This window comes from Paraburkholderia sp. BL17N1, assembly GCF_003634175.1.
Classification (GTDB): domain Bacteria; phylum Pseudomonadota; class Gammaproteobacteria; order Burkholderiales; family Burkholderiaceae; genus Paraburkholderia.
The window spans coordinates 1,716,340-1,740,948 of the sequence record NZ_RBIW01000002.1 but is presented as its reverse complement, the minus strand read 5'-3'; the positions used below and the strand labels follow the sequence as shown (position 1 = coordinate 1,740,948).

The window sequence follows — 24,609 nt, the reverse complement described above, 5'->3', positions numbered from 1 at the left end:
ATCGCCACGCTCACCGCACCTTTCCCTGCTTCCACGCAGTCAGCAACTGGTCGTACTTGACCGTTTCGCCTTTCGGCTTCTCGTTCGCCAGCTTCTTCCACGGTGCGTGCTGATCCGACAACCATTTGTCCGGTGCGCTTTCCGGATTCAATTCCGGCGCGCAGACCTTCATCCCCGCGCGCTGCAGACGGCCGAGTACCTGGTCCATTTCTTTCGCCAGATTGTCCATCGCGGCTTGCGGCGTCTTCTCGCCGGCGACGGCTGTCGCGACGTTCTTCCACCACAGTTGCGCCATCTTCGGATAATCGGGCACGTTGTTGCCAGTCGGCGTCCACGCGACACGAGCCGGGCTTCGATAGAACTCGATCAACCCGCCATACTTGTCCGCGTTCTTCGTGAAGTAATCGCTATGAATATCGGAATCGCGAATGAACGTGAGACCGGTGATCGACTTCTTCAGCGAGACGGTTTTGGACGTGACGAACTGCGCGTATAACCACGCGGCAGCGCGCTGATTCGGCGGCGTCGACTTGAAGAAGGTCCACGAACCGACGTCCTGATAGCCGTTCTGCATGCCGTCCTTCCAGTACGGACCGTGCGGCGAGGGCGCCATGCGCCACTTCGGCGTGCCGTCCGCGTTGGTCACGTTGCCGGGTTTCAGCATCGACGCGGTGAACGCGCTGTACCAGAAGATCTGCTGGGCGATCTTGCCTTGCGCCGGCACCGGCCCCGCTTCGTTGAAGGTCATGCCCGAGGCTTCGGGCGGCGCGAACTTCTTCAACCAGTCGATGTACTTGGTGGTCGCGAACACCGCGGCCGGACTATTCGTGCCGCCGCCGCGCGAGACCGACGCACCCACCGCGTGGCAACCGTCCGGCGTGACGCGCACGCCCCATTCGTCGACCGGCATGCCGTTCGGAATGCCCTTGTCGGCTTCGCCCGCCATCGAAAGCCATGCATCGGTAAAGCGCCATCCCAGCGACGGATCTTTCTTGCCGTAGTCCATGTGCCCATAGACTTTTTCGCCGTCGATATTCCTGACGTCGTTCGTGAAGAATTCGGCGATGTCCTCATACGCGGACCAGTTCACCGGCACGCCCAGCTCGTAGCCGTATTTCGCCTTGAACTTGTCCTGCAGATCCTTGCGCGCGAACCAGTCGGCGCGGAACCAGTAAAGATTCGCGAACTGCTGGTCGGGCAACTGATAGAGCTTCTTGTCCGGCGCGGTCGTGAAACTCGTGCCGATAAAGTCCTTGATGTCGAGGCCAGGGTTCGTATATTTCTTGCCTTCGCCGGTCATATAGTCGGACAGCGGCATGATCACGCCATAGCGATAATGCGTGCCGATCAGGTCGGAGTCCGAAATCCAGCCGTCGTAAATACTCTGGCCGGATTGCATCGAGGTCTGCAGTTTCTCGACGACGTCGCCTTCCTGGATGATGTCGTGCTTGACTGAAATGCCCGTGATTTCGGTGAACGCCTTGGCGAGCGTTTTCGATTCGTACATGTGCGTGTCGAGTGTTTCGGACACCACGTGCACTTCCTTGACGCCTGCCGATTTCAGCGTCGCAGCGGTATCGATGAACCATTTCATCTCGTCCATCTGCTGTTGCTTCGATAGCGTGCTGGGCTGGAACTCGCTATCGACCCACTTCTGCGCTTCGGGCGTGCCGGCGATCGCCGCGTGGCTCGTGAAGCCAGTCGCGATGACGCCTGCCACGGCGAGCGTGACAATTCGTCTCCTCTGTTGCATGGCTTTCTCCTGTGTCTCCGCACCCCTTGGATCAACTGCCGAGGTCCGCCCGGGGCATCAACGGAACCGGTCTGTCCAGATACGCAAACCTTCAGGACGCAGTGCTGTTCATCCCTTCCACATGACGATCAGCAGCACGAGCATCGACGCCGCGAAACCGGGCCACGCGCTCGCATGTTCCGCGCTGATGCCGACCCATGCGAGATTGATATACGCGGCAATCAGCAATCCGATAAAGAGCCGGTCGCCACGCGTGGTGCCGATCGGCAGGAAGCCTTTGCGTTCGACGGTGGGCGAGCGGATTTCCCATACGGTCATACCCGCCAGCATCACCACGACGCAACCGAAAAAAATCGCGACTTCCGGTGTCCAATACATCCACGTGAGCATCAGACTCTCCCCATCGCAAAGCCCTTCGCGATGTAGTTCCGCACGAAATAGATGACGAGCGCGCCGGGCACGATGGTCAGCACGCCCGCCGCCGAGAGCACGCCCCAATCCATCCCCGCCGCCGATACCGTGCGCGTCATCACCGCGGCAATCGGCTTGGCGTTGACGGTGGTGAGCGTGCGAGCGAGCAGGAGTTCGACCCAGCTGAACATGAAGCAGAAGAACGCGGTCACGCCCACGCCCGACTTGATCAGCGGCAGGAAAATCTTGATGAAGAATGCCGGGAACGTATAGCCGTCGATATAGGCGGTTTCGTCGATTTCACGCGGCACGCCCGACATAAAGCCTTCGAGTATCCACACCGCCAGCGGCACGTTGAACAGCATGTGCGCGAGCGCGACCGCGATATACGTGTCCATCAAACCGACGCTCGAATACAGCTGGAAGAACGGCAGCAGGAACACGGCGGGCGGTGTCATCCGGTTGGTGAGCAGCCAGAAGAACATGTGCTTGTCGCCGAGAAAGCGATAGCGCGAGAACGCGTACGCGGCAGGCAGCGCAACCAGCACCGACATCACCGTGTTCATCAGCACGTAGATGATCGAGTTGATATAGCCCCAGTACCAGGACGGGTCGGTGAAGATGACCTTGTAGTTGTCGAAGGTCACGTGATGCGGCCAGATCGCGAACGCCGACATCGTCTCTTCGTTCGTGCGCAGCGAGATCGACAGCATCCAGTAGAGCGGAATCAGCGCGAACAGGATGTACAACGTCAGCACGGCCACGCGCATCCAGCGGTTATTGCGCATGCTCGTCTCCCAGCGTTGCGGGGCCGCCTTTGCCCACGCGCTCCATCCAGTTGTACAGAATGAAACACAGCAACAGGATGATCAGGAAGTAGATCAGCGAAAACGCCGCCGCCGGGCCGAGGTCGAATTGGCCGACCGCTTTCTGCGTCAGGTACTGCGACAGGAACGTGGTTGAATCGCCCGGGCCGCCGCCCGTCAGCACGAACGGCTCGGTGTAGATCATGAAGCTATCCATGAAGCGCAGCAGCACGGCGATCATCAACACGCCGCGCATCTTCGGCAGCTCGATATAACGAAACACGGCGAAGCGGCTCGCGCCGTCGATTTCGGCGGCCTGATAGAAGGCGTCGGGAATCGCGCGCAAGCCGGCATAGCAGAGCAGCGCGACGAGCGGCGTCCAATGCCAGATGTCCATCACGAGCACCGTGATCCACGCGGCGGCGGGACTGGCCGTGTAGTTGTATTCGATGCCCGCGTGATTGAGTGCATAACCGAGCAGGCCGATATCCGGACGCCCGAAAATCTGCCAGATCGTGCCGACCACATTCCATGGAATCAGCAGCGGCATGGCCAGCACCACCAGCGAAGCCGACGCACGCCAGCCCGACGCGGGCATTGCGAGTGCAAGACCGACGCCGAGCGGAATCTCGAACAGCAGCACGCAGGCGGAGAAGATGATCTGCCGTCCGAGCGCGCCGCGCAGGTCGTCGTCGTTGATGATGGCGCGAAACCACTCGGTGCCGACGAACACATGTTGCGTCGGGCTGATAATGTCCTGCACGGAATAATTGACCACCGTCATGAGCGGCAAGATGGCCGAAAACGCGACGCAGATGAACACCGGCACGACCAGCAGCCACGCCTTCTGGTTGACGGGCTTGCTCATCGCGTGATCCTTTCGTCGTTGCTGAAGAATACGGTTTCCGCCGTGGCGAGCTTCAACCAGACCGCCCCTTCATCGACACGCAGATGCGGTTCGACCTTCGCCCTGAATACGTGGCCATCGCATTGCGCAGTGACGAGTTGGTAATTGCCGAGTTGCTGCACACGCAGCAGGTGCGCTTTCACTGCGCCGGCTTCACCATCGCTCGCCACGCGCACGAATTCCGGGCGAATGCCGAGCGTCAGCGTGCCGTTGGCGTGCTTCAGGGTTTCGAGCGTAGGCGGGTCGAGTCGTAAATGCTGCGTGCCGATCCTGATGCCGTCGGCATTCAGTTCGACCGGACAGAGATTCATCCCCGGACTGCCGATGAAATAGCCGACAAACGCATGATCGGGCCGCAAAAACAGCGCGCCCGGATCGCCTTTCTGCACGACACGGCCGTTCGTCATTACGACGACTTCATCCGCGAAGGTCAGCGCCTCGACCTGATCGTGCGTCACGTAGATCAACGTCAGCTTCAGTTGCTGATGAATCTTTTTCAACTGACGGCGCAGGATCCACTTCATATGCGGATCGATAACGGTTAAAGGTTCATCGAACAGGATCGCGGCAACGTCCTTGCGCACGAGGCCGCGTCCAAGCGAGATTTTCTGCTTCGCATCCGCCGAGAGATTGTTCGCCTTGCGCGGCAATTCACGCGTCATGTCGAGAATCTCAGCCACTTCGTGAACGCGCTGTTTCACGTCATGCGCCGACATTTTGCGGTTGCGCAGCGGGAACGCGAGATTGTCGAACACGCTCATCGTGTCGTAGATCACCGGGAACTGGAACACTTGCGCAATGTTGCGCTCGCGCGGGCTCTGCGCGGTGATGTCGCTGCCGTCGAACAACACCTTGCCCTCCGAGGGCGTCACCAGACCGGACACGATGTTGAGCAGCGTCGACTTGCCGCAACCGGACGGCCCGAGCAACGCATACGCGCCACCGTCTTCCCAGACCATGCTCATTGGTTGCAACGCGTAGTCGTCGAGCGTGGCCGGGTTGGGTGCATACGCGTGCGCGAGATTCTGGAACTCAATGCGCGCCATGAGCGGCCTCCGGGCCAGACACCAGCGTCGTGTCCGCGCCGAACACGAACAGTTCGTCGGGGTCGATGTACACGTCGAGTTCGGCACCCAGATCGATCTGATGCACGCCTTGCAGTTGCGCCACCAGATCGATGCCGCCTTGCCGCGTATGCAGATGCAAGTAGGTTTCGGAGCCGCTCAGTTCGGCCAGTTCGAGCCGGCACGGCACGGCAACGGAGCGCGGCGTTCGCGGCGCGAGTCGCAGATGGCCGGGACGGACGCCGATGCGGACCGTTTCGTTCGCGCTGACAGCCCGCACGCTGGCTCGCCCGAGCGGCACGTCGATACCGATTGGCAGGCGCGCGGTGCCGTCGGCGGTGAGATTGCTGGCGAGCATGTTCATCGGCGGGTCGTTGAAGACGGCCGCGACGTCGATATTGGCCGGCGCGTTGTACACATCGAGCGTCGGTCCGTGCTGCAGCACGCGCCCCTTGTCGACGATCGCCGTATAGCCGCCGAGCAGAAGCGCTTCAAGCGGTTCGGTCGTCGCGTAGACGACGGTGGTTTTGCCGTCCGCGAACAGCGTCGCCAGTTCCACGCGCAGTTCCTCGCGCAGCTTGTAGTCGAGATTGACGAGCGGTTCGTCCAGCAAGACCAGAGACGAGCGCTTGACCAGCGCCCGCGCCAACGCGCAACGCTGCTGCTGGCCGCCGGACAGTTCGCCCGGACGCCGTTGCAGCAGGTGATCGATATGGAGTTTGGCGGCGACTTCGTGGACGCGCCGTTTGACTTCGTCGGCGGGCGTCTTTTGCAGCTGCAGCGGCGACGCAATGTTGTCGAACACCGTCATGGCGGGATAGTTGATGAACTGCTGGTAGACCATCGCGAGGTTGCGTTGTCTCACGCTGACGCCGGTCACGTCGTTGCCGTCGGCCAGCACCCGGCCGGAAGCCGGGCGGTCGAGTCCGGCCATCACGCGCATCAGGGTGGTCTTGCCGGCTTGCGTCGGTCCAAGCAGCACGTTGATCGCGCCGGGGACAAGCCGCAGATCGACGCCATACAGGTCCGTGTGGGCGCCCGAAACGACTGTCACCCGCTCCAGTTCCAAGACCAAATCGCTCTCCTTTGTTCTAGTGCGTCTCCGGTACTGCGGGTGCCTTCTGGTCCAACTTGGGGCGGACGGCGAGCGCACCCCTTTTTCTGAAAGGAAATCAAAACAACGGGTTCGATGTTCCTTTTTGTTCGTTTACGTTTAAATTGGTGTTAACCATACAATCGGTCGACAACGAAGTTCATTGACGCTTACCACATTGATAACGATTGCTTTCGTTGAGTGTTTTACTTTGCGCCAATCGTAATCTGGATGTCAGCGTAACAGAATGGCAATCCGACCGACGAATAGCCTGTTCGCGGCGCGCGGATAGGACGCAGGTTTGACGCGCGTGGTCAAATGGGGCTTTTGAGGAGGACCGCATGAGTGCTGTCAACGATAAAGAAGCCGCTGACCGGACCGTCAAGCTGTACTCGGTACGCGACTTTTTCCGCAGGCCCGAAAAACACCAGTTCACGATTTCGCCGGATGGCCGGCATCTCTCGTTCTTGACCCGGCACGCGGGCCGCCAGAACATCTTCGTTCAGGAAGTCGGCCCCGATGGCTCACCTTCAGGGGACGCGCGGGCTTTGACCAGCGAAACCGAACGCGACGTGCCGGGCCACAACTGGAAAGGAAACGACCGCATACTGTTCGTCAAGGACTTTGGCGGCGACGAAAACTATCACGTGTTGTCCGTGCCGATCCATGGCGGCGAACCGGTCGACCTGACGCCGTTCGACGGCGTCAAGGCGAGCATCGTCGACGATCTCAGAGACGACGACCGCCATATCCTGATTCAGATGAACCGGCGCGACCCGCAGGTGTTCGACGTGTTTCGCGTCGACGTCGTCACGGGCGCCTTCACTCCGATCGCTGAAAACCCCGGGAACATCCTGGGCTGGATGACCGATCACGCTGGGAACCTGCGTGTCGCGACGGCCTCGGACGGCGTCAACACCACCTTGCTCTACCGCGAAACCGAAACCGAACCGTTCCGCCCGATCCTCACGGCGGACTTTCGCGAAACGGTGTCGCCGCTGTTCTTTACCTTCGACGATCAGCGCTTGTACGTGCTCTCCAATCGAGGCCGCGACAAGACGGCCATCTTCGAGTTCGACCCGCAAACCGCGCAGGAGGGCGAACTGCTGTTCGAAGCCGAACACGTGGACGTGGGCGGCATGACCTTTTCGCAACATCGGCGCGTATTGACCGCAGCGTGGTATGTGGATGACCGTTTGCATCGGCACTTCTTCGACGAGTGGGCTCGTTCGATCCACGAAGATCTGGCTCGTCAGTTGCCCGGCCAGGAGATCGCGATCACGAGCATCACGCGCGACGAGTCGCGCGCGATCGTCCACGCTTCGAGCGACCTGTCGCCGGGCTCGATCTGGACGTACGATATCGCCAGCCGTCATCTGTCCCGGCTATGTGATCTGATGCCCTGGCTCGACGCCGCGGACATGGCGCGAATGGAACCGATCAGCTTCGTCGCGCGCGATGGGTTGCGGATCAACGGCTATCTGACGTTGCCTGCGGGCGTCGCACTCGGGCAAAAGCTGGAGCGCCCGCTTCCGTTGATCGTCAATCCGCACGGAGGACCTTGGGCGCGCGATTCGTGGGGATTCAACCCCGAAGTGCAACTGCTCGCCAATCGCGGGTACGCCGTCTTGCAGTTGAACTTCCGCGGATCGACGGGCTATGGACGCGCGTTCTGGGAGGCCAGCTTCGGTCAGTGGGGCAAGTCGATGCAGGACGACATCGACGATGGTATCGACTGGCTCGTCGCGCAAGGTCTGGCCGACCCAGCGCGCGTGGGCATCTACGGCGCGAGCTACGGAGGCTACGCGGTGCTCGCCGGCGTCGCATTCACTCCCGCGCGCTATGCGGCAGCGGTCGACTATGTCGGCGTTTCGAATCTGTTCACGTTGCTCGAATCGCTGCCGCCGTATTGGAAGCCGATGCTCGACATGATGTACGAGATGATCGGCAACCCGCAAACCGAAACGGGCAAGCAGGCGTTGCACGATGCGTCGCCGCTATTCTTCGTGGATCGAATCGTGACGCCGTTATTCGTCGCGCAAGGCGCCAACGATCCGCGAGTCAAGCAAGCCGAAAGCGACCAGATCGTGAGCGCCCTGCGTGAACGTGGGATCGACGTCAAGTACATGCTCAAAGACAACGAAGGACACGGCTTCCACAACGAAGAAAACCAGTTCGAATTCTACGAGGCGATGGAGGTCTTTCTCGCGCAACATCTAGGCGGCCGTTCAGCGGCGTAGCGGGCCGACAGATTCCGCATGGGACGGCGGTCGGCGCAAACTCGCGTCGGCCCGCCGTGCCGCTTTACAGACCTCTCAGGAACGCGACTAGCAAGTCGCTCACTTCGGTCGAGCGTTCGCGCTGAATCCAATGACCCGCGCCGTCGAGAATATGGCAGCCACGCAACCCGGGTAGCACGCGTGCCAGATTCTCGATACGCGCCCGCGAGCCTGGAAACTTGAGGACGTCGTCTCTCGCGCCGGCCACGAACATCGAAGGCTGCCGGATCACGGCCCCTCGCCATGCGGCCATGAGTTCCGACGAGCGTCGAATACCGCGATACCAGTTGAGTCCGCCTCTGAAACCCGTGCGCGCGAACTCGCCCGCCACATAGGCGATCTCTTCGCTGGTGAGCCAGGCTGGCAGCGTCTCGGGGTCGAGCGTGTTGTCGAGAAAACCTGCGCCGGGTGCCAATATTCCGGCCACGACGCGTTCGGGCCCATCGCCCGACATGCTGAAGGTGATGCGTCGAATCGCGGCTTCGGGATCCGCCTCGAACTCACGCTCGGCTACACCGGGCGTCTGGAAGTACTGCATATAGAATGTTCGTATTCCTTGCCGATCCAGTGCAGTAAGCAAATCCTCCCGTGCAGGCGGATGAAACGGCACGCTCATGCCGACAACGGCACGGAACAGATCGGGCCGCAACATCGCCGAGTTCCATGCGACCGGCGCGCCCCAATCGTGGCCGACGATCACAGCCTCGCTTTCACCGAGCACGTTGACGAGTTCGACCATATCGCCGACGAGATGCAGCATCGTGTACGAGTCCGCATCGGGTGGTGCATCGGTGCCGCCATAGCCGCGCATATCAGGTGCGACGGCGCGAAAGCCCGCGGCGGCGAGCGCCGCCAACTGGTGCCGCCAGGAGTACCAGGACTCCGGAAAACCATGACATAGGAGCACCAGCGGGCCGTCGCCCTGGGTGGCCACCCGCATGCGCAATGCGCCGACTTGCAGCGTCTCGAGGCGAAGTTCGTGCAAGGTCGGCTCCATGAGATTCAGTTTAGCGCGGCGAACAACGCCGGGTTCCGGCGATCAAGCAACCCTGATGGACCATTTTGCCTAGTGGCCTATTCGCTCACCTCAAGGGGATACGTGTGCGCGCGCCTCGATGTTAACCCGCTCATGAATGGCCTCGCAATGGCGAACCAGCGCCGGACGCGAGAGTACGTACTGCTTCAACGGCGTGTCGATCCGGTAGAAATAGATGTTGGCGACAAAGCCGTAGATCGCCGCGTCGACGGTTGTCGGCTCGGGCCCGAAAACAAATCCGTTGTCGCCGAGCAGATCCGCCACGACACGCAAATCGTCGACACCTCTCGCATAGACCTGCTCCGGCTCATAGCGGCCAATGCCTTGATAGTGATAGCGCAACCGGTTGTATTCGCGCGCTGCTTCGAGGTCGCTTGCGCTCACGTCCGCGTGTGTGGCGAGAATGGCGTCGCGGAAAGACGGCCAGAAGCGGTCGTCGCGCCAACGTGAAAAGCTCATCGGCCAGTACAGGTCGTCGAGCGTCCTTCGAACCAGGAAGTCGAGATTCAATTGTCCCGGCGAAAGCGCGTGGTCAATGCGCAGGTCGTACCGACGCTTCAAATGGGCGATGATTCCGTCGCTATCGCCGATCGTTGCTTCGCCATCGACCAGATATGGCAACTGTCCGCGTGGCGCGAGGCTCGTATCGAGAATGTGCCGATGCTCGAAGTCCATCCCGCAGAGACGCATGAACGCAAATACCTTGAGACCGAAAGGATTGTTATCGGCGACGCCAAACAGGTCGGGATAGGAATAGAGCGTCAGCATGAGGCACTCCTCGCCAAGGCCGTCACTCCGCGAAGAGGTCACTACTGCGGAGCGCGGAAGTGAGCGGATACGATGCGCTCAAGCTTACTCGACTCCCGGTCGATCGTCATGTGATTGGCGTGCGATGACGGTACATGGGCATAAACGGTTTTTCTCCATGCGCTGTACGCCGTCTCTCAGTGCCCCAGACCGCTCCTGGCGATTTGCTGCTCGACGAACTGGGCAAACAGTGAGTGCAGATGCGTGGTCGGATGAAGGTCGTCGGCGAACATGTACGTCTGGTCCGCGTTGCTGGTCACGTAGGTTGGCGGCGAGCACAGCAAGGCCGTGTTGTCGGGCGTCTTCTTGGGGTCGCAGGCCTGGCCGGTGTTCGACACGGCAAAGCCATTGGCCTGGAAGTTGGTGATGATCCCGTTCAGCCACGTATAGGCATCGACCTGGATGACTTTTGCCTGCACACCTGCGGTCTGCAACGCGGTGTTCAGCGTATCGTTAAACAATTGCGATAGCTGGCTCAGGTTAGCCCCGCCATCCGATGAGGCAAGGCCGGTCGGCGAGAGCCCGACGTTTGGAAGATTGACCACCACGACGTGCGCGCCGCCGTTCTGGACGATCTGCCCGACGACCTGAGCCAGCGTGTTCGCCGCCGTCTGCACGGTCGGCGCCGCGGCCGGCAACTGCCCGGCGCGAAGCACGTCGTTCGCGCCGGCCCAGACGAGCACCAGTTGATTGGCGTTGAAACTGCCATGCGCCGAGAGATAGCTGGACACCTGCTGATTGACGGGCATCTCGACGTTGCCGATCACCGCAGTCAGAAAATCGGACTGATTGGCTGGGGTCGCTACGGTAGCACCGCCTTCCGCATAGCCGAGGCCGCCCTGCGCACTGAGTTTATGCGTGACGTCGATCGTGTAGGCAGCCTTTAGCGTGTCGCCGTAATATTGCGCGACATCCTGAGTCCACACCTGCCCGGGATTCGTCGTGAAACGCCCGCCGCCAACCGCGCTTGCAAGCGGCGCGTAGGTTCCGACGTCGGAAAGGCTGTCGCCGAACGAAACGATTTGCAGATTGATGCCGCCGGCCGGTGTGGCGGCGCTACCACTGTTATTTGAGTCGCCACCGTGGCCGCCGCACGCGGTAAGTAGTGACAGCGCTACTGCAAAAATTGCAGCGCGTACCGTGTCATTTATTCCTCGCATCGCAACGTCTCCCTGGCTGGCCCGAGAGCCGTTGCGACATTGCGGCTTTATCGCCGGTCGCGCTCTCCCGATAAGCACACTCTTCAAGCAATAAGCGTGCGCTATCGCGGATGACGCTGCTGTGAGGTCATGCACACTTTCGAGAATGGCGAGCGACGCGAGGCATTCAAGCGCATATCGCCGCCGTCAATCGAAGGATTCCGTATCAATCCGGCGTGCGGTTCCGGCACGCGCGTCATGGCGTATCGGGCGCATTCGCCAGCGTAGAATCACACGCTCACTTCGAAACACGCGCTTCTACTACACGCAAAACGGATCCGAAATGGAAATCATGTGGATCGAAGTCTTCATCGCACTTTCCCAGTATCAAAGCTTCTCGCGCGCGGCGGAGTTTCGGAACGGGAGTTGCCGCTTGTGTTGCCGAAGAAGAGCTTCGTAGGCACGACCGTCGTGCGCGTCAGTCTGGTCGATCCGACCGATGTCGTTGCACGGCAATGCGTGGCGCTGGCGACGGCGTCCGCGCCGCCCGCTCCGGTGGTTAGCGAGCCCGGTCGATTGCGCTGACAGCCAACTCCCGCGCAAGATCCGCGTAGAGTTCGGCCCACTTGCCCGTCAAGCTGGGATCATCGGTCAGGAAAAGCGGGTGTTCGGCCCAGGCACTAACATCCGCACCTTTCCAGGCCATTTCGAATATCCGCAGTTCCTCGTCCTCGCTGACACCGACGTCGACCAGTTCGCCGAACGAGGCCAGGTTGGAGAGAGACACATTGTCGGCCGCGGTACCGTGGATAGCGGCCAGTGCGCCGGCCGCCCGCTTGCGCGCATCGTCACGGCTGCCGGCAAGCAAGAACACGATGCTTTCGCCGTGCGCGTTGTTGACCACCGCCCGATACAGCGAAGTTTTGCAGCGCTGGCTCAGTTGCGTGCCCATGGTTGCCCCCGGTTCCGAAAACTGTTCGTCGTTCTGCTCCGCCGCCTGCGTTGCGCTGATTTGCGTCTCCAGGCGCTGCTGCCGGCGGCGGTATCTGTCGCTGCTCCAGTACAGGTAAATACCGCACACGAGCAGGCAGGCCAGCGCGAGAATTCCGACGCCTCCAAGTATCGCCAGATCCGCATGCGCCATTTCGGGCCTCCTCAGTCTCGCGCGTGCCACGCCCGCCATTTGCGGGACTTGCGGGCACGCCATCTATCAGAATACGGCGGCCCCGCTCGACTTTTTAAACCGTCCCACGCATGAACCGCGCGCGGAGGCGAAGAAGCCGTCTGCTCGCATCGCCAGCGTGGCCATGATCTTGCGAGCGCAGGGACGTTGCTTCGAGTATCTGATGGGAATGGCTAATGATCAACAGAGCACACCTCTCTATTGACCAATCGATCGCGCTATAGGACGCTATCAGGCTGATGCCAATGCGCCGGACGACTGTCACGCCGCCCGCGCCATCTTCCGAAACTACTTGCGCCGCATCTACACCCCGGCCAGCGCCGGCAGTTCCAACTCGTACAAAACGCGTTCGCGCCAGTTGCTCATCTCTGGCTGATGACCCACGCGACTCTGACGCGGCGCGCTTTCCACACGTCTCGGCAGCGGCGCCGGATAACGCGCACGCTTCTTCTCAAGAATGGCCTGACTCAAGAACTCCGCGCTATACGCTTTCAACAAGTGCGCATGATGTGCTTCGATATACGCGGCGATCTGCGCCTGTTCGCCGTCGATCATGGCCAGCAACGCCAGCGTCTGCGTATCCCAACGAAAGCGCAGGCCGAGTTCATCGAAAGCGGCGTTATAGGCGCACAGTTGCGCCTGAATTTCAGCTTGGTGCGCGCTGTCGCCAGCGTGGAATTGCGAGGGGTTCATGGTCGTCTCCGTCAGGCAGGTGGCATGAACGAAGAGTAGAAGAGCGCATAAATAAACAATAGTTAAAGTTTTTTCGAAAAACGATAGTGCTTTGTTTATATATTGGTTTACCCCAAGTGGTCACAGCATCGAGATGCGCGCACCTTGGACAGCCAGCCATCGCCGGCAATCGAGCCATGGGCAAGGGCGACAGCGCATCCATTAGGAATGCCGAATGCAAACCATAAAATGTTTTAACTTTTCCTTATTGCTGTTCTCGCGCAGCATCCACTCAGACGCGCTGCACGACTCATCGCCTCTCACTCGCCGGTTTTTCGCTCCACGGGTAAGGGTTTTCGTTAGTGCAGCTCCCTCTGGCCGACCATCGGCGCCTCGCTGCCGCAAATAAAACGGCGATGAAGCGGTTCGATCACGTAAGTCCAACGCGCCATTTGAGCGCGACGGAATATACAGGAGACGGAGACATGGGACATTCCAGCGCATCGGAAAGAGGCCGCACTGCATTCACGCATCACCGCTGGGTGCAACTCGCGATCGGCATTGTGTGCATGGGACTCGTCGCGAATCTGCAATATGCGTGGACGCTGTTCGTCGTACCAATGGACAACGCCCACCACTGGGGACAAGCGGCGATCCAGACAGCGTTCACGATCTTCATCGTCACCGAAACCTGGCTTGTGCCGGTCGAAGGCTGGCTCGTCGACAAGTTCGGGCCGCGTCCCGTTGTCATTGGCGGCTCGCTGTGCGCGGCGCTCGGCTGGATCATCGACGCCCATGCAAGCAGTCTCGCCGAGCTGTACGCCGCGGCAGTCATTGCCGGGATCGGCGCGGGCTGCGTGTACGGCACCTGTGTGGGCACGGCGCTCAAATGGTTTCCGGATAAGCGCGGTCTCGCGGCGGGTTTGACCGCGGCGGGTTTCGGCGCCGGCGCGGCCGTCACCGTGATCCCGATTGCCGACATGATCCAACGCTCGGGCTACCAGCACACCTTCATGTTCTTCGGCATATTCCAGGGCGTCTGCATTCTGCTGCTCGCTACCATGCTGATTCGGCCGAAGCCGCCCGCCAACGCTGTCGCCGCCAAACGCATCGTTGCCAGCAAGATCGACTACACGCCGGGCGAGATGATCCGTTCGCCGCTCTTCTGGGTGCTGTATCTGATGTTCGTGTTCGTCGCAGCCGGCGGCATCATCGCGACCGCGCAGCTCGGGCCGATTGCGAAGGAATACGGCTTTGCCAAGCTGCCCGTGAATCTGATGGGCATCACGCTGCCGCTCCTCACGATGACACTGTCTATCGACAACCTGTGCAACGGTTTCACCCGTCCTTTGTGCGGCTTTCTGTCGGATCGCATCGGCCGGGAAAACACGATGTTCATGATCTTTCTCGGCGAAGGCGTCGCGCTGCTGGGACTCATGCAGTTCGGCCATAACCCGTACGCCTTCATGTTCTTCGCGGCTGCCGTGTTCCTGTGCTGGGGCGAAATCTTCTCGATCTTCCCGGCGACCTGCGCGGATACGTTCGGCAGCAAATACGCCGCCGCCAACGCGGGAACGCTGTACACCGCGAAGGGCACCGCGTCGATGCTGGTGCCGCTGGCATCGGTGCTGTCGGCGAACGGCGGATGGAGCACGGTGTTCATCTGCGCCGCCGTGGTGTCGATCGCGGCAGCCGTGTCCGCGAAATTCATCCTCGCCCCCATGAGAAAGCGCTGGATCGAAAACTCAGGCGCGCCGGCCAGCGTCGTTATCGCCGAAGCACGGCTGCAGCCGTCGTCCGGCGGCTCGCCTGATTGACTGACCACGCGAGCGCCCCGCTCGCGACACACCACACTACGCCCCGCCAACAAGGAGAGATGTCATGGCAGAAGCCGACCAGCCCACAACAGACAACACGTCGACACAACAGGCGACCGAGACGACCGACGGATTCCATCTCGTCATCGACGCGCTGAAACTGAACGACATCGACACCATCTTTGGCCTGGTCGGCATCCCGATCACCGACCTGGCGCGTCTTGCCCAGGCGGAAGGCATGCGTTTCATCGGCTTTCGCCATGAACAGCACGCGGGCAATGCGGCGGCCGTTTCCGGTTACATGACGAAGAAGCCGGGCATCTGCCTGACGGTGTCGGCACCGGGCTTTCTGAACGGACTGACCGCCCTCGCCAACGCGACCACCAACTGCTTCCCGATGATCCTGATCAGCGGCTCGAGCGAACGCGAAATCGTCGATCTGCAGCAAGGCGATTACGAAGAGATGGATCAGTTGAATGCAGCCAAGCCGTACGCGAAGGCCGCTTATCGCGTGCTGCATGCGGAAGATATCGGCATCGGCGTGGCACGCGCGATCCGCGCCGCGGTGTCGGGCCGCCCTGGCGGCGTCTATCTGGACCTGCCCGCGAAGCTGCTCGCGCAAACCATGGACGCCGTGAAAGCGCAGCAATCGCTGGTGCGCGTGATCGACGCGGCGCCGCGTCAATTGCCCGCGCCGGAATCGGTCAAGCGCGCCATCGATGTGCTGAAGAGCGCCAAGCGTCCGCTGATCCTGCTCGGCAAAGGCGCGGCGTACGCGCAGGCCGACGCGGAGATTCGCGGCTTCGTCGAACAAAGCGGCATTCCGTATCTGCCGATGTCGATGGCCAAGGGCCTGCTGCCCGATACACATGAGCAATCGGCGTCGGCGGCGCGTTCGTTCGTGCTGCAGGAAGCCGACGTCGTCGTGCTGATCGGTGCGCGTCTGAACTGGCTGCTCTCGCACGGCAAGGGCAAGACGTGGGGCGCGGAGCCGAAGAAGTTCGTCCAGGTCGACATCTCGCCGACGGAAATCGACAGCAATGTCGCGATCGCCGCGCCGGTGATCGGCGATATCGGTTCGTGCGTGGCGGCGCTGCGTGAAGGCCTCGATGCGAGCTACAAGAAGCCGGACACCGAATGGACCGGCGCGATCGCGGAGCGCAAGAACAAGAATCTCGCCAAGATGGCCGCGACGCTCGACAAGAACCCGTCGCCGATGAATTTCCACAGCGCGTTGCGCGCGATCCGCGACGTGCTGAAAACACGGCCGGACATCAACGTCGTCAACGAAGGCGCGAACACGCTCGACTACGCGCGCAGCATCATCGACATGTACGAGCCGCGCAAACGCTTCGATTCGGGCACGTGGGGAATCATGGGCATCGGCATGGGCTTCGCGATCGGCGCGGCGGTGACGAGCGGCAAACCGGTCGTCGCGATCGAGGGCGACAGCGCGTTCGGCTTCAGCGGCATGGAACTCGAAACCATCTGCCGTTATGACTTGCCGGTTTGCACCATCGTCTTCAACAACAACGGCGTGTATCGCGGCACCGACGTGAACCCGACCGGCGGCAAAGATGTCGCGCCGACCGTGTTCGTGAAGAACGCGCGCTACGACAAGATGATCGAGGCATTCGGCGGCATCGGCTATCACGCGACCACGCCGGAGGAACTGACGAAGGCGCTGCTCGAATCGATCGCCTCGGGCAAACCGAGTCTGATCAACGCCGTCATCGACGAAGCGGCCGGCACCGAAAGCGGCCGCTTGACCAATCTGAATCCGCAAAGCGCGGCAATGAAAAAGTAGTCTGGGCAACCACGGAGATTCAACATGACCAAACCTCTCGAAGGCATCAGGATCATCGACTTCACCCATGTTCAAGCGGGCCCCGCTTGCACACAGTTGCTCGCCTGGTTCGGCGCGGACGTCATCAAGGTCGAGCGGCCGGGTTCCGGCGACGTGACGCGCAACCAGTTACGCGATATCCCTGATGCCGACGCGCTGTACTTCACGATGCTCAACAGCAACAAGAAGTCGCTCACGCTGGACACGAAAAAACCCGAAGGCAAGGAGGTGCTCGAAAAGCTGATCCGCGAATCGGACGTGCTGGTCGAGAATTTCGGCCCGGGCGCGTTGGACCGGATGGGTTTTTCGTGGGAACGCCTGAACGAGCTCAACCCAAAGATGATCGTCGCTTCGGTGAAGGGCTTCAGCGACGGCCACCACTACGACGACCTGAAGGTCTACGAAAACGTCGCGCAATGCGCGGGCGGCGCGGCCTCCACCACCGGCTTCTGGGACGGCCCGCCGACCATCAGCGCGGCCGCCCTCGGCGACAGCAACACCGGCATGCATCTGGCCATCGGCATTCTGACCGCCCTGCTGGGACGCGACAAAACCGGCAAGGGCCAGAAGGTCGCGGTGTCGATGCAGGACAGCGTGCTGAACCTGTGCCGCGTGAAACTGCGCGATCAACAACGGCTGGAACGTGTCGGCTACCTGGAAGAATATCCGCAGTATCCGCACGGCGAATTCAGCGATGTCGTGCCGCGCGGCGGTAATGCGGGCGGCGGCGGTCAGCCGGGTTGGGTGCTCAAGTGCAAGGGCTGGGAAACGGATCCGAACGCGTACATCTATTTCACGATCCAGGGCCATGCGTGGGAGCCGATCTGCAAGGCCCTCGGCAAGCCCGAGTGGATCGACGACCCGGCCTACAAGACGGCGGAAGCACGTCAACCGCATATTTTCGACATCTTCAACACGATCGAAGGCTGGCTCGCCGACAAGACCAAGTTCGAAGCGGTCGACATCCTGCGCAAGTTCGACATTCCGTGCGCGCCGGTGCTGACCATGAAGGAACTGGCGAATGATCCGTCGTTGCGTGCGAGCGGCACGATTGTCGAAGTGCCGCACAAGAAGCGCGGCTCGTATCTGACCGTCGGCAGCCCGATCAAGTTTTCGGATCTGAAGCCGGAAGTCACCGCCTCGCCGCTGCTGGGCGAACACACCGAGGAAGTGCTCGCGAGCCTCGGGTACAGCAAGGAGGACATCTTCAACCTGCGCGAAGTGAAAGCGGTTTAATGGTGCTACGCAAGGCCGGGTATCAGCCCGGCCTTGCCGATGCGGCGTCCTGGCGGCGCCGTATTCTATTGAGCATTCGTGTTTTTCAGATCGAGGGGGAGCGCCATGCAAAACGCCATCGACTTCCAGCAACTTGCCAACGCAATCGGCGACGCGATCATCATTTCCGACGCCCGCGGCAGCATCACATTCTGGAACCCCGCGGCTGAACGCATGTTCGGCTTCACGCAAGGCGAGGCGCTCGGCAATTCGCTAGACCTGATCATCCCGGAGCGTCTGCGCGGCCGGCACTGGGATGGCTATCACAAGACCATGGCGACCGGCGAAACCCGCTATGGCAACGACGTGCTGCGCGTCCCCGCCGTGCACAAGGACGGACGCTCGCTGTCGATCGCCTTTACGGTCGCGTTGCTGCATTCGCCGCAAAACGAACTCACCGGCATCGTCGCCGTGATTCGCGACGAGACCAGCCGCTTCCAGGAGGATCGCCTGCTGCGCAAGCGGCTTGCGGAACTGGAGGCATCCGCCGGCGCATGAGCGCCCTTGCCACAACACTGCCTTTCGGTCCATCGCTGTAGACTCTGCCAGATCGCGTTTTCAATCACACCGGATCAGGCAACATGGACCGCATCGACGCAATGAAGGTGTTCGTCGCCACGCTCGACGAAGGCAGCCTGGCGGGCGCGAGCCGTCGACTCGGCCGCTCGCCCGCTGCGGTTAGCCGCGCTATTGCGTTCCTCGAAGAGCATGTCGGCACGGCCTTGCTGCATCGCACGACGCGCACCATCAAACTGAGCGAAGCCGGCGAACGATATGCCGCCGCCTGCCGCCGCATTCTCACCGATCTCGAAGAGGCCGACCTGCTGATCGCCGGCGAGCGCTCCGCGCCGCGCGGGCTGCTCACGATCACCGCGCCGGTGGCCGCCGGCCAGGACATGCTGCAGCCGATCATCGACGACTTCGTCGACCGCTATCCGGCTGTGTCGGTCCGCCTGAATATGCTCGACCGCCCGGTGAGCCTCATCGACGAAGGGATGGATCTGGCGTTGCGCATCGCTCACCTGCCCGATTCGACGCTAGTGGCAATTCCCGTCGGCGAAGTGCGGCGGGTCGTTGCGGCGTCGCCTCGCTACCTGGCGAAACACCCTCCCATTACCGAACCTTCCGATCTGGCCCAGCATCAGATCATCTCCATGACTCATTTCGGCCTGGACTCGTGGAGCTTTCCGCCGCCGAACGGTTCGACGATTCCGCGCGTGGTGCAGTTCACGCCTCGCTTTATCGTCAACAGTATTCAGGCGGCCGTGGCCTCGGCGGTCGCGGGGCACGGCGTCACCCGCATGTTTTCCTATCACGTCGCCGAACAGGTCAAGGAAGCCACGCTGAAGATCGTCCTGAGCGACAACGAACCCGCCCCGCTGCCGGTCCACTTGCTGACCCCGCACGGACGCCTTGCCGTGCCCAAGGTGCGCGCGTTCGTCGATTTCGCGACACCGCGTCTGCGCAAGCATTTCACGCAGTCCGAGCGGATTACCACCCGAAATTGAATCGTTTCGCGGAAGAATGTCTGCCGTGCCGCGTGGATTCTCTCTTCAATCGGTTCAATCTAGACTTACCTCCATCGAGATCACCTGGCGCAAGCCGTCGGCCATTCCGGTAATTCACTGACACGGCCGACGTCGCGCTCGACTCGGCAATCTTCGTCACGGACACACATCCGCACATGGACGCCGGCCCCAGCGTGGGCGCTCCAGGCAGGCATTGTTTGTCACTTTGCGAGGCATTGCGAGCAGTGACCTTCGTACCTTTCGTGTCGAACCGGCCAGCAAGACGAGTCGGCGCGTAACCGAACCGTGGAGGCAGTGATGGAACGTGCAGTCGTCAACGAACCGATCCCGCCGGCATTCAACGTGTGGCGCGGCGCGCTGGCAGGCGCCAGCGCGAGCCTTGTCGGTATCGGCCTCGCGCGCTTCGCCTACACCCCGTTGTTGCCGGCCATTGTCAGCGCGCACTGGTTTCCGGCCTCGACCGCCGCGTATCTCGGCGCGGCCAATCTCGGCGGCTATCTGGCGGGCGCGCTCGCGGGCGGCTGGCTGGCGCGACGATTCGATGCGACCTCCGTGTTACGCGCGATGATGCTGCTCGCGACCGTCGCGTCCGTCGCCTGCGCCTTTCCGGTTTCGTTTCTCTGGTTCTTCGTCTGGCGCTTCGCATCGGGCCTCGCGGGCGGCGCGCTGATGGTGCTGGCCGCGCCGACTGTTCTCGCGCACGTGACTCCATCGCGCAGGGGCTTTGCGAGCGGTGCGATCTTCAGCGGTATCGGTCTCGGCATTGTGGCATCCGGGACGATCGTGCCGATCCTGCTGCGCCAAGGCCTGATGCAAACGTGGTTGGGACTCGCCGCGATCTCCCTCGCGTTGACGGCCATCGCATGGAACGGCTGGCCCGGACGAGGCGAATCCGTCGCACAGCACGCGTCGCATCACACAAGGCATAGCCAGACCTATCCGGCTGCGTCGCTGCGCGCGCTCTACGCCGAGTATGCGTTGAACGCCGTGGGCCTCGTCCCGCACATGATCTTTCTCGTCGATTTCGTGGCGCGCGGCCTCGGCAAGGGTCTCGACGCCGGCGCGCAATACTGGGTGCTGTTTGGACTCGGGGCGATCGTGGGCCCGCTGCTGACAGGTCATCTGGCTGACCGCGCCGGCTTCGGTCCGGCATTGCGTGTCGCCTATGTCCTGCAGATCGTCGCGGTCGCGTTGCCGGCTGTCGTGCGTGGCCCGGCGGCGTTGATCGTGTCGAGCGTCGTGGTCGGCGCATTCGTGCCGGGCATCGTGGCGCTCGTGCTCGGCAGGATCAATGAATTGCTCACTCATCATCCGGCGGCCCAGAAAGGCGCGTGGAGCGCGGCCACCACCAGTTTCGCCGTCTTGCAGGCCGTCGCGGCGTACGGTTTGTCGTTTCTGTTCGCGCACGACGGCGGCAACTACACGACGCTGTTCGTGATCGGTGCGGCGTCTTTGGCGCTTGCTCTCGCGGTGGACCTGTTCGGCGCGCTTCGCTTCGGTCCGAAGCAAGCCTAGCCACTCCGCTGCAGGCGACTCTACCCACTACTCGAACTGTGAGAACCCCATGACCTCCGATATCCGCTTTCTGCAGGCACTCGGCATGCAGCATCCCATCATTCAGGCGCCGATGGCCGGCATCTCCACGCCCGCCCTCGCCGCCGCTGTTTCCAATGCCGGCGCGCTCGGCTCGATCGCCGTGGGTGCGAGTACCGCGCAGCAGGCGCGCGAGTTGATCGTCGCGACACGCGCGCTCGCCAGCAAGCCGTTTAATGTCAACGTGTTCTGCCATCGGCCGGCGTACAGCGATCCGCTCCGCGAAGCCACCTGGCTGGCGCATCTGCAACCGCTGTTCGCTGAGTTCGGCGCCAGAACGCCGGTCGCGCTCAAGGAGATTTACACCAGCTTCGTGGTCGACGAGGCAATGCTGCAAGTGTTGATCGAAGAACGTCCCGCTGTCGTCAGTTTTCATTTTGGGCTGCCATCGCGCGAATGGATCAATGAACTGCATCGCGCCGGCATTCTGCTGTTCGGATGCGCGACCACGCCACACGAAGCCCTGCAAATCGAGCAGGCGGGACTCGATGCGATCGTCGCGCAAGGTGCCGAAGCAGGCGGTCACCGTGGCACCTTCAATCCGGACGACGACGCGATGATCGGCACCCTCGCGCTGGTCCGGCTGATCGCCAGACAGTCGACGCTGCCGGTCATCGCCGCGGGCGGCATCATGGACGGTCAAAGCATTGCCAGCGCATTGCTCCTCGGCGCTAGCGCCGTGCAGATGGGCACCGCGTTCGTGCTGTGTCCGGAATCGGGCGCGGATGCCGCCTACCGGCACGCGTTGACCAGTCAACGCGCGTACCGGACGGCCGTGACGGCCGCGATCTCCGGCCGCCCTGCGCGCGGTTTGAGCAACCGGCTGTATATCGACGTAGACTCGCCGGACGCGCCGCCGCTGCCCGACTATCCGATTGCATACGACGCCGCCAAAGCGCTGAACGCCGCGGCCCGCGCCAAGGGCGATTCCGATTTTGCTGTCCAGTGGGCCGGCCAGGGCGCGCCGCTCGCAAGAGCGTTGCCCGCGGCGCAATTAGTTGCCACATTGATGAGCGAACTTGCCGAAGCGGAGGGTCAGTCACGCTCGCATTCGTTTGCCGGGAAGGCGATATGAATACCCCCTCGCAAGTTTCCGTGCCGTCCGGTCAGCCGACGCGCGGCCTCGACTATGCCGCGCGACATGAACGTTACTGGCGCCGCAATCTGGCCGTGTGCGTATTCGGCTCGTTTACCACGCTCGTCAGCCTGAGCATGCTGCTGCCGTTCTTGCCCATCTACGTCCAGCAACTCGGGGTGCAGTCGCAGTCCGCCGTCATCCAGTGGTCGGGCATCGCGTTCGGCGCCACGTTTCTGGGCACTGCTGTCACTGCGCCCGTGTGGGGGCGCCTTGCCGATCGTTATGGCCGCAAGCCGATGCTGGTGCGCGCGGCCGTCGGCATGGCCGTGGTGATGTCGTTGATCGGCATTGCGCACAACGTGCATCAACTCGTCGCCCTGCGTTTGCTCGCGGGTCTCGTGGGCGGCTACTCGTCGGCGTCGACGGTGATGGTCGGCACCCAGGCGCCGAAGGAACGTGCGGGCTGGGCGCTGGGCGTGCTGTCGACGGGCGCGCTGGCCGGCAACCTGATCGGGCCGCTCGTCGGCGGTTTTTTGCCGGGCTGGCTCGGCATTCGCGGCACGTTCTTCGCCGGCGGCGCCATGATCGCGGTCGCCGCGTTGCTCACGATCTTCGTCGTCAAGGAAGATTTCGACCCGGCCGCTCATTCCACGCGGCGTCCCGCCGAGCATGCGCCGGCGAGCACACATCGCAACAACTATCCGGTGATCGCCGCCTTGCTCGTCACCGCGATGATGGTGCTGCTCGCCAACATGTCGATCGAGCCGGTCATCACCGTCTATGTGGGCAGTCTCGGCGTGCCGTCACTTCATCTGGCGCGCGTGGCGGGCATCGTGATGGCCTGTTCGGCTTTCGGCAGCATGCTGACGGCCGCGCGCCTCGGCGCATTGGCCGATCGGGTCGGCAGTTGGAACGTGATCGTCGCTTGTCTGGTGTTGACGGGTCTGGTGATGATTCCGCAAGCGTTCGTTCACGCATGGTGGCAACTGGCGGGATTACGCGCGCTGATGGGCATGACGCTGGCCGGTCTTCTGCCTGCGATTGCCAAACTGGCCCGGCATGCAGTGGAAGAGCACAAGACCGGTCAGATGCTCGGCTATTTGCAGTCGGCGCAATTCAGCGGACAGGTTGTCGGTCCGATTATCGGCGGCGTGATCGCGGTCCATCTCGGGCTGCACTCCGTGTTCTTCGTCACCGGGTCGCTGCTGGTGGCGTGCGCCGCGCTTGCGCAGTGGGCGCGCACTCGTCAGAGTCTCGCTGCCTGAGCGGCGAGACTGCCGCCGTCATTCGCCCGCGACTGCTTTACCCGACGGATTCTTCACCCGCGCGTGCAACTGCGTGCGAATCTCGCTCGCGACCGACGGCGGCAGCGGAATATAGTCCAGGTCCTCCGCGGCCTGACTGCCGTTCGTCAGCGCCCAGTCGAGGAATCTCAGCGTTTCCTCGCCGCGCTCCGGTTTGTCCTGCGTGCTGTGCAGCAAGACATACGTCGCGCCGACAACGGGCCATGCGTTCGCGCCTGCCTCGTTGGTCAGGATCGGAAAGAGCGATCTGGACCAGTCGGCGCTCGCGGCGGCGGCCTTGAAAGTTTCGGGTCCTGGCTGAACCACGGCACCCGACGCATTTTCCATGGCCGCGTACGCCATATGATTCTGCTTCGTGAAGTCCCATGCAACGTAGCCGATCGCGCCCGGCAAATGTTGTACGAAGGTGGCGACTCCTTCGTTGCCTCGCCCGCCTATTCCGCGCGGCCAGCGCACTGAAGTCCCCTCGCCGACCCTGCTCTTCCACTCGGGGTTCACCTGCGCGAGAAAGTGCGTCCAGATCAACGTGGTGCCTGAACCGTCGAGCCGACGAACGACGGCGATAGGCGTGTCGGGCAGCTTGATCGTGGGATTGATGGCGGCGATGGCCGGAGCATTCCAGCTGACGATTTTGCCCAGGTAGATATCTCCAAGCACACGCCCCGAGAGAATCAACTCGCCTGGCTTGATCCCCGGCAGATTGATGACCGGCACGACGCCGCCGATTACGGTTGGAAACTGAATCAGCCCGTTCTTCGTCAACTCGTCGTCGCTCAGCGGTGCGTCCGAGCCGGCGAAATCGACCTGGCTGACCATGATCTCCTTCAAGCCTTCCGTCGACCCGACAGCGCGATAGCTCACCGTGCCGCCACCCGCACGCTGGTATGCGGTGGCCCATTTCGTATAAATAGGCGCGGCAAAGGTGCTGCCGGCGCCAGTAATGTCAGCGCTGTGCGCCGCGACCGCCAGGAAAGCGCCAGCCACACCGGCCAACAATGTTTGTGTATAGCTCACGAA

Annotated in this window: 21 protein-coding genes; 9 read left to right on the top strand and 12 right to left on the bottom strand. The window is 62.0% G+C overall.

Going from position 1 to position 24,609, the window contains the following annotated elements; all coding sequences use genetic code 11:
• Positions 1 to 10: 10 nt before the first annotated feature.
• The 6 genes from B0G82_RS27740 to B0G82_RS27715 form a co-directional block, all read right to left on the bottom strand.
• The gene (locus B0G82_RS27740) at positions 11 to 1,753 is read right to left on the bottom strand and encodes an ABC transporter substrate-binding protein (protein WP_121309709.1); all 1,743 of its coding nucleotides are present in this window, start codon (positions 1,751 to 1,753) and stop codon (positions 11 to 13) included.
• 108 nt (positions 1,754 to 1,861) lie between these two features.
• On the bottom strand, positions 1,862 to 2,143 hold the full coding sequence (locus B0G82_RS27735; protein WP_121309708.1) for a DUF2160 domain-containing protein: 282 nt from the start codon (positions 2,141 to 2,143) through the stop codon (positions 1,862 to 1,864).
• Positions 2,143 to 2,952 carry a carbohydrate ABC transporter permease gene (locus B0G82_RS27730; RefSeq protein WP_116122399.1) on the bottom strand — a complete coding sequence of 270 codons (810 nt, stop codon included), beginning with the start codon at positions 2,950 to 2,952 and terminating at the stop codon, positions 2,143 to 2,145. The genes B0G82_RS27735 and B0G82_RS27730 overlap by 1 nt, the downstream gene beginning before the upstream one ends.
• A complete protein-coding gene (locus tag B0G82_RS27725) occupies positions 2,942 to 3,838 on the bottom strand; it encodes a sugar ABC transporter permease (protein ID WP_116147170.1) in 897 nt (298 codons plus the stop codon). Before B0G82_RS27725 ends, B0G82_RS27730 begins: the two co-directional genes overlap by 11 nt.
• Positions 3,835 to 4,923: an ABC transporter ATP-binding protein gene (locus B0G82_RS27720; protein WP_121309707.1), complete on the bottom strand. Its 1,089-nt coding sequence runs from the start codon at positions 4,921 to 4,923 to the stop codon at positions 3,835 to 3,837. The genes B0G82_RS27725 and B0G82_RS27720 overlap by 4 nt, the downstream gene beginning before the upstream one ends.
• Positions 4,910 to 6,016, bottom strand: coding sequence for an ABC transporter ATP-binding protein (locus tag B0G82_RS27715; RefSeq protein WP_121309706.1), 1,107 nt, complete (start codon positions 6,014 to 6,016; stop codon positions 4,910 to 4,912). The genes B0G82_RS27720 and B0G82_RS27715 overlap by 14 nt, the downstream gene beginning before the upstream one ends.
• A gap of 359 nt (positions 6,017 to 6,375) precedes the next feature.
• Here B0G82_RS27715 and B0G82_RS27710 point away from each other — a divergent pair, with 359 nt between their 5' ends.
• Positions 6,376 to 8,274 (top strand): S9 family peptidase, encoded by a 1,899-nt coding sequence (locus B0G82_RS27710; RefSeq protein ID WP_121309705.1) that lies wholly within the window; start codon positions 6,376 to 6,378, stop codon positions 8,272 to 8,274.
• 64 nt (positions 8,275 to 8,338) lie between these two features.
• Here B0G82_RS27710 and B0G82_RS27705 read toward each other — a convergent pair whose 3' ends face one another.
• From B0G82_RS27705 to B0G82_RS27675, 5 genes are all read right to left on the bottom strand, one after another.
• Positions 8,339 to 9,298, bottom strand: a complete 960-nt coding sequence (locus tag B0G82_RS27705) for an alpha/beta hydrolase (RefSeq protein WP_241974851.1) — start codon at positions 9,296 to 9,298, stop codon at positions 8,339 to 8,341.
• A 102-nt stretch (positions 9,299 to 9,400) separates the two neighbouring features.
• Positions 9,401 to 10,117 (bottom strand): glutathione S-transferase C-terminal domain-containing protein, encoded by a 717-nt coding sequence (locus B0G82_RS27700; RefSeq protein WP_121309704.1) that lies wholly within the window; start codon positions 10,115 to 10,117, stop codon positions 9,401 to 9,403.
• A 176-nt stretch (positions 10,118 to 10,293) separates the two neighbouring features.
• The gene (locus tag B0G82_RS27695; protein WP_121309703.1) at positions 10,294 to 11,316 is read right to left on the bottom strand and encodes an SGNH/GDSL hydrolase family protein; all 1,023 of its coding nucleotides are present in this window, start codon (positions 11,314 to 11,316) and stop codon (positions 10,294 to 10,296) included.
• 538 nt (positions 11,317 to 11,854) lie between these two features.
• Positions 11,855 to 12,439, bottom strand: a complete 585-nt coding sequence (locus B0G82_RS27680) for a hypothetical protein (RefSeq protein WP_116147158.1) — start codon at positions 12,437 to 12,439, stop codon at positions 11,855 to 11,857.
• Positions 12,440 to 12,781: 342 nt separating this feature from the next.
• Positions 12,782 to 13,171: a hypothetical protein gene (locus B0G82_RS27675; protein ID WP_121309701.1), complete on the bottom strand. Its 390-nt coding sequence runs from the start codon at positions 13,169 to 13,171 to the stop codon at positions 12,782 to 12,784.
• Positions 13,172 to 13,635: 464 nt separating this feature from the next.
• On the opposite strand from B0G82_RS27675, the gene oxlT reads away from it, so the two are divergent.
• The 8 genes from oxlT to B0G82_RS27635 all read left to right on the top strand — a co-directional run bounded on the left by oxlT (position 13,636) and on the right by B0G82_RS27635 (position 23,553).
• Entirely contained in the window at positions 13,636 to 14,967 is a 1,332-nt protein-coding gene (gene oxlT, locus B0G82_RS27670) for an oxalate/formate MFS antiporter (RefSeq protein WP_106282701.1), read from the top strand.
• Between the two features lie 64 nt (positions 14,968 to 15,031).
• Complete coding sequence (gene oxc, locus B0G82_RS27665) at positions 15,032 to 16,774, top strand: oxalyl-CoA decarboxylase (RefSeq protein ID WP_121309700.1); 1,743 nt, start codon at positions 15,032 to 15,034, stop codon at positions 16,772 to 16,774.
• Positions 16,775 to 16,798: 24 nt separating this feature from the next.
• Positions 16,799 to 18,049, top strand: a complete 1,251-nt coding sequence (frc, locus tag B0G82_RS27660; RefSeq protein ID WP_121309699.1) for a formyl-CoA transferase — start codon at positions 16,799 to 16,801, stop codon at positions 18,047 to 18,049.
• A gap of 105 nt (positions 18,050 to 18,154) precedes the next feature.
• Positions 18,155 to 18,586, top strand: coding sequence for a PAS domain-containing protein (locus B0G82_RS27655; protein ID WP_121309698.1), 432 nt, complete (start codon positions 18,155 to 18,157; stop codon positions 18,584 to 18,586).
• 83 nt (positions 18,587 to 18,669) lie between these two features.
• The gene (locus B0G82_RS27650) at positions 18,670 to 19,596 is read left to right on the top strand and encodes a LysR family transcriptional regulator (RefSeq protein WP_121309697.1); all 927 of its coding nucleotides are present in this window, start codon (positions 18,670 to 18,672) and stop codon (positions 19,594 to 19,596) included.
• Between the two features lie 318 nt (positions 19,597 to 19,914).
• Positions 19,915 to 21,132, top strand: a complete 1,218-nt coding sequence (locus B0G82_RS27645; protein ID WP_121309696.1) for a YbfB/YjiJ family MFS transporter — start codon at positions 19,915 to 19,917, stop codon at positions 21,130 to 21,132.
• A gap of 49 nt (positions 21,133 to 21,181) precedes the next feature.
• Positions 21,182 to 22,285, top strand: coding sequence for a nitronate monooxygenase (locus tag B0G82_RS27640; protein ID WP_121309695.1), 1,104 nt, complete (start codon positions 21,182 to 21,184; stop codon positions 22,283 to 22,285).
• A complete protein-coding gene (locus tag B0G82_RS27635) occupies positions 22,282 to 23,553 on the top strand; it encodes an MFS transporter (RefSeq protein ID WP_121309694.1) in 1,272 nt (423 codons plus the stop codon). Before B0G82_RS27640 ends, B0G82_RS27635 begins: the two co-directional genes overlap by 4 nt.
• Positions 23,554 to 23,571: 18 nt before the next feature.
• Here the strand turns inward: B0G82_RS27635 and pstS are convergent, their stop codons facing one another.
• Positions 23,572 to 24,606 carry a phosphate ABC transporter substrate-binding protein PstS gene (gene pstS / locus B0G82_RS27630; protein ID WP_121309693.1) on the bottom strand — a complete coding sequence of 345 codons (1,035 nt, stop codon included), beginning with the start codon at positions 24,604 to 24,606 and terminating at the stop codon, positions 23,572 to 23,574.
• Positions 24,607 to 24,609 lie beyond the last annotated feature (3 nt).

Bases quoted from the DNA above. Each gene is read 5' to 3' on its own strand.
- B0G82_RS27740 (WP_121309709.1), bottom strand. From the start codon at position 1,753: ATGCAACAGAGGAGACGAATTGTCACGCTCGCCGTGGCAGGCGTCATC.
- B0G82_RS27735 (WP_121309708.1), bottom strand. From the start codon at position 2,143: ATGCTCACGTGGATGTATTGGACACCGGAAGTCGCGATTTTTTTCGGT.
- B0G82_RS27730 (WP_116122399.1), bottom strand. From the start codon at position 2,952: ATGCGCAATAACCGCTGGATGCGCGTGGCCGTGCTGACGTTGTACATC.
- B0G82_RS27725 (WP_116147170.1), bottom strand. From the start codon at position 3,838: ATGAGCAAGCCCGTCAACCAGAAGGCGTGGCTGCTGGTCGTGCCGGTG.
- B0G82_RS27720 (WP_121309707.1), bottom strand. From the start codon at position 4,923: ATGGCGCGCATTGAGTTCCAGAATCTCGCGCACGCGTATGCACCCAAC.
- B0G82_RS27710 (WP_121309705.1), top strand. From the start codon at position 6,376: ATGAGTGCTGTCAACGATAAAGAAGCCGCTGACCGGACCGTCAAGCTG.
- B0G82_RS27700 (WP_121309704.1), bottom strand. From the start codon at position 10,117: ATGCTGACGCTCTATTCCTATCCCGACCTGTTTGGCGTCGCCGATAAC.
- B0G82_RS27695 (WP_121309703.1), bottom strand. From the start codon at position 11,316: ATGCGAGGAATAAATGACACGGTACGCGCTGCAATTTTTGCAGTAGCG.
- B0G82_RS27680 (WP_116147158.1), bottom strand. From the start codon at position 12,439: ATGGCGCATGCGGATCTGGCGATACTTGGAGGCGTCGGAATTCTCGCG.
- B0G82_RS27675 (WP_121309701.1), bottom strand. From the start codon at position 13,171: ATGAACCCCTCGCAATTCCACGCTGGCGACAGCGCGCACCAAGCTGAA.
- oxlT (WP_106282701.1), top strand. From the start codon at position 13,636: ATGGGACATTCCAGCGCATCGGAAAGAGGCCGCACTGCATTCACGCAT.
- oxc (WP_121309700.1), top strand. From the start codon at position 15,032: ATGGCAGAAGCCGACCAGCCCACAACAGACAACACGTCGACACAACAG.
- frc (WP_121309699.1), top strand. From the start codon at position 16,799: ATGACCAAACCTCTCGAAGGCATCAGGATCATCGACTTCACCCATGTT.
- B0G82_RS27655 (WP_121309698.1), top strand. From the start codon at position 18,155: ATGCAAAACGCCATCGACTTCCAGCAACTTGCCAACGCAATCGGCGAC.
- B0G82_RS27650 (WP_121309697.1), top strand. From the start codon at position 18,670: ATGGACCGCATCGACGCAATGAAGGTGTTCGTCGCCACGCTCGACGAA.
- B0G82_RS27645 (WP_121309696.1), top strand. From the start codon at position 19,915: ATGGAACGTGCAGTCGTCAACGAACCGATCCCGCCGGCATTCAACGTG.
- B0G82_RS27640 (WP_121309695.1), top strand. From the start codon at position 21,182: ATGACCTCCGATATCCGCTTTCTGCAGGCACTCGGCATGCAGCATCCC.
- B0G82_RS27635 (WP_121309694.1), top strand. From the start codon at position 22,282: ATGAATACCCCCTCGCAAGTTTCCGTGCCGTCCGGTCAGCCGACGCGC.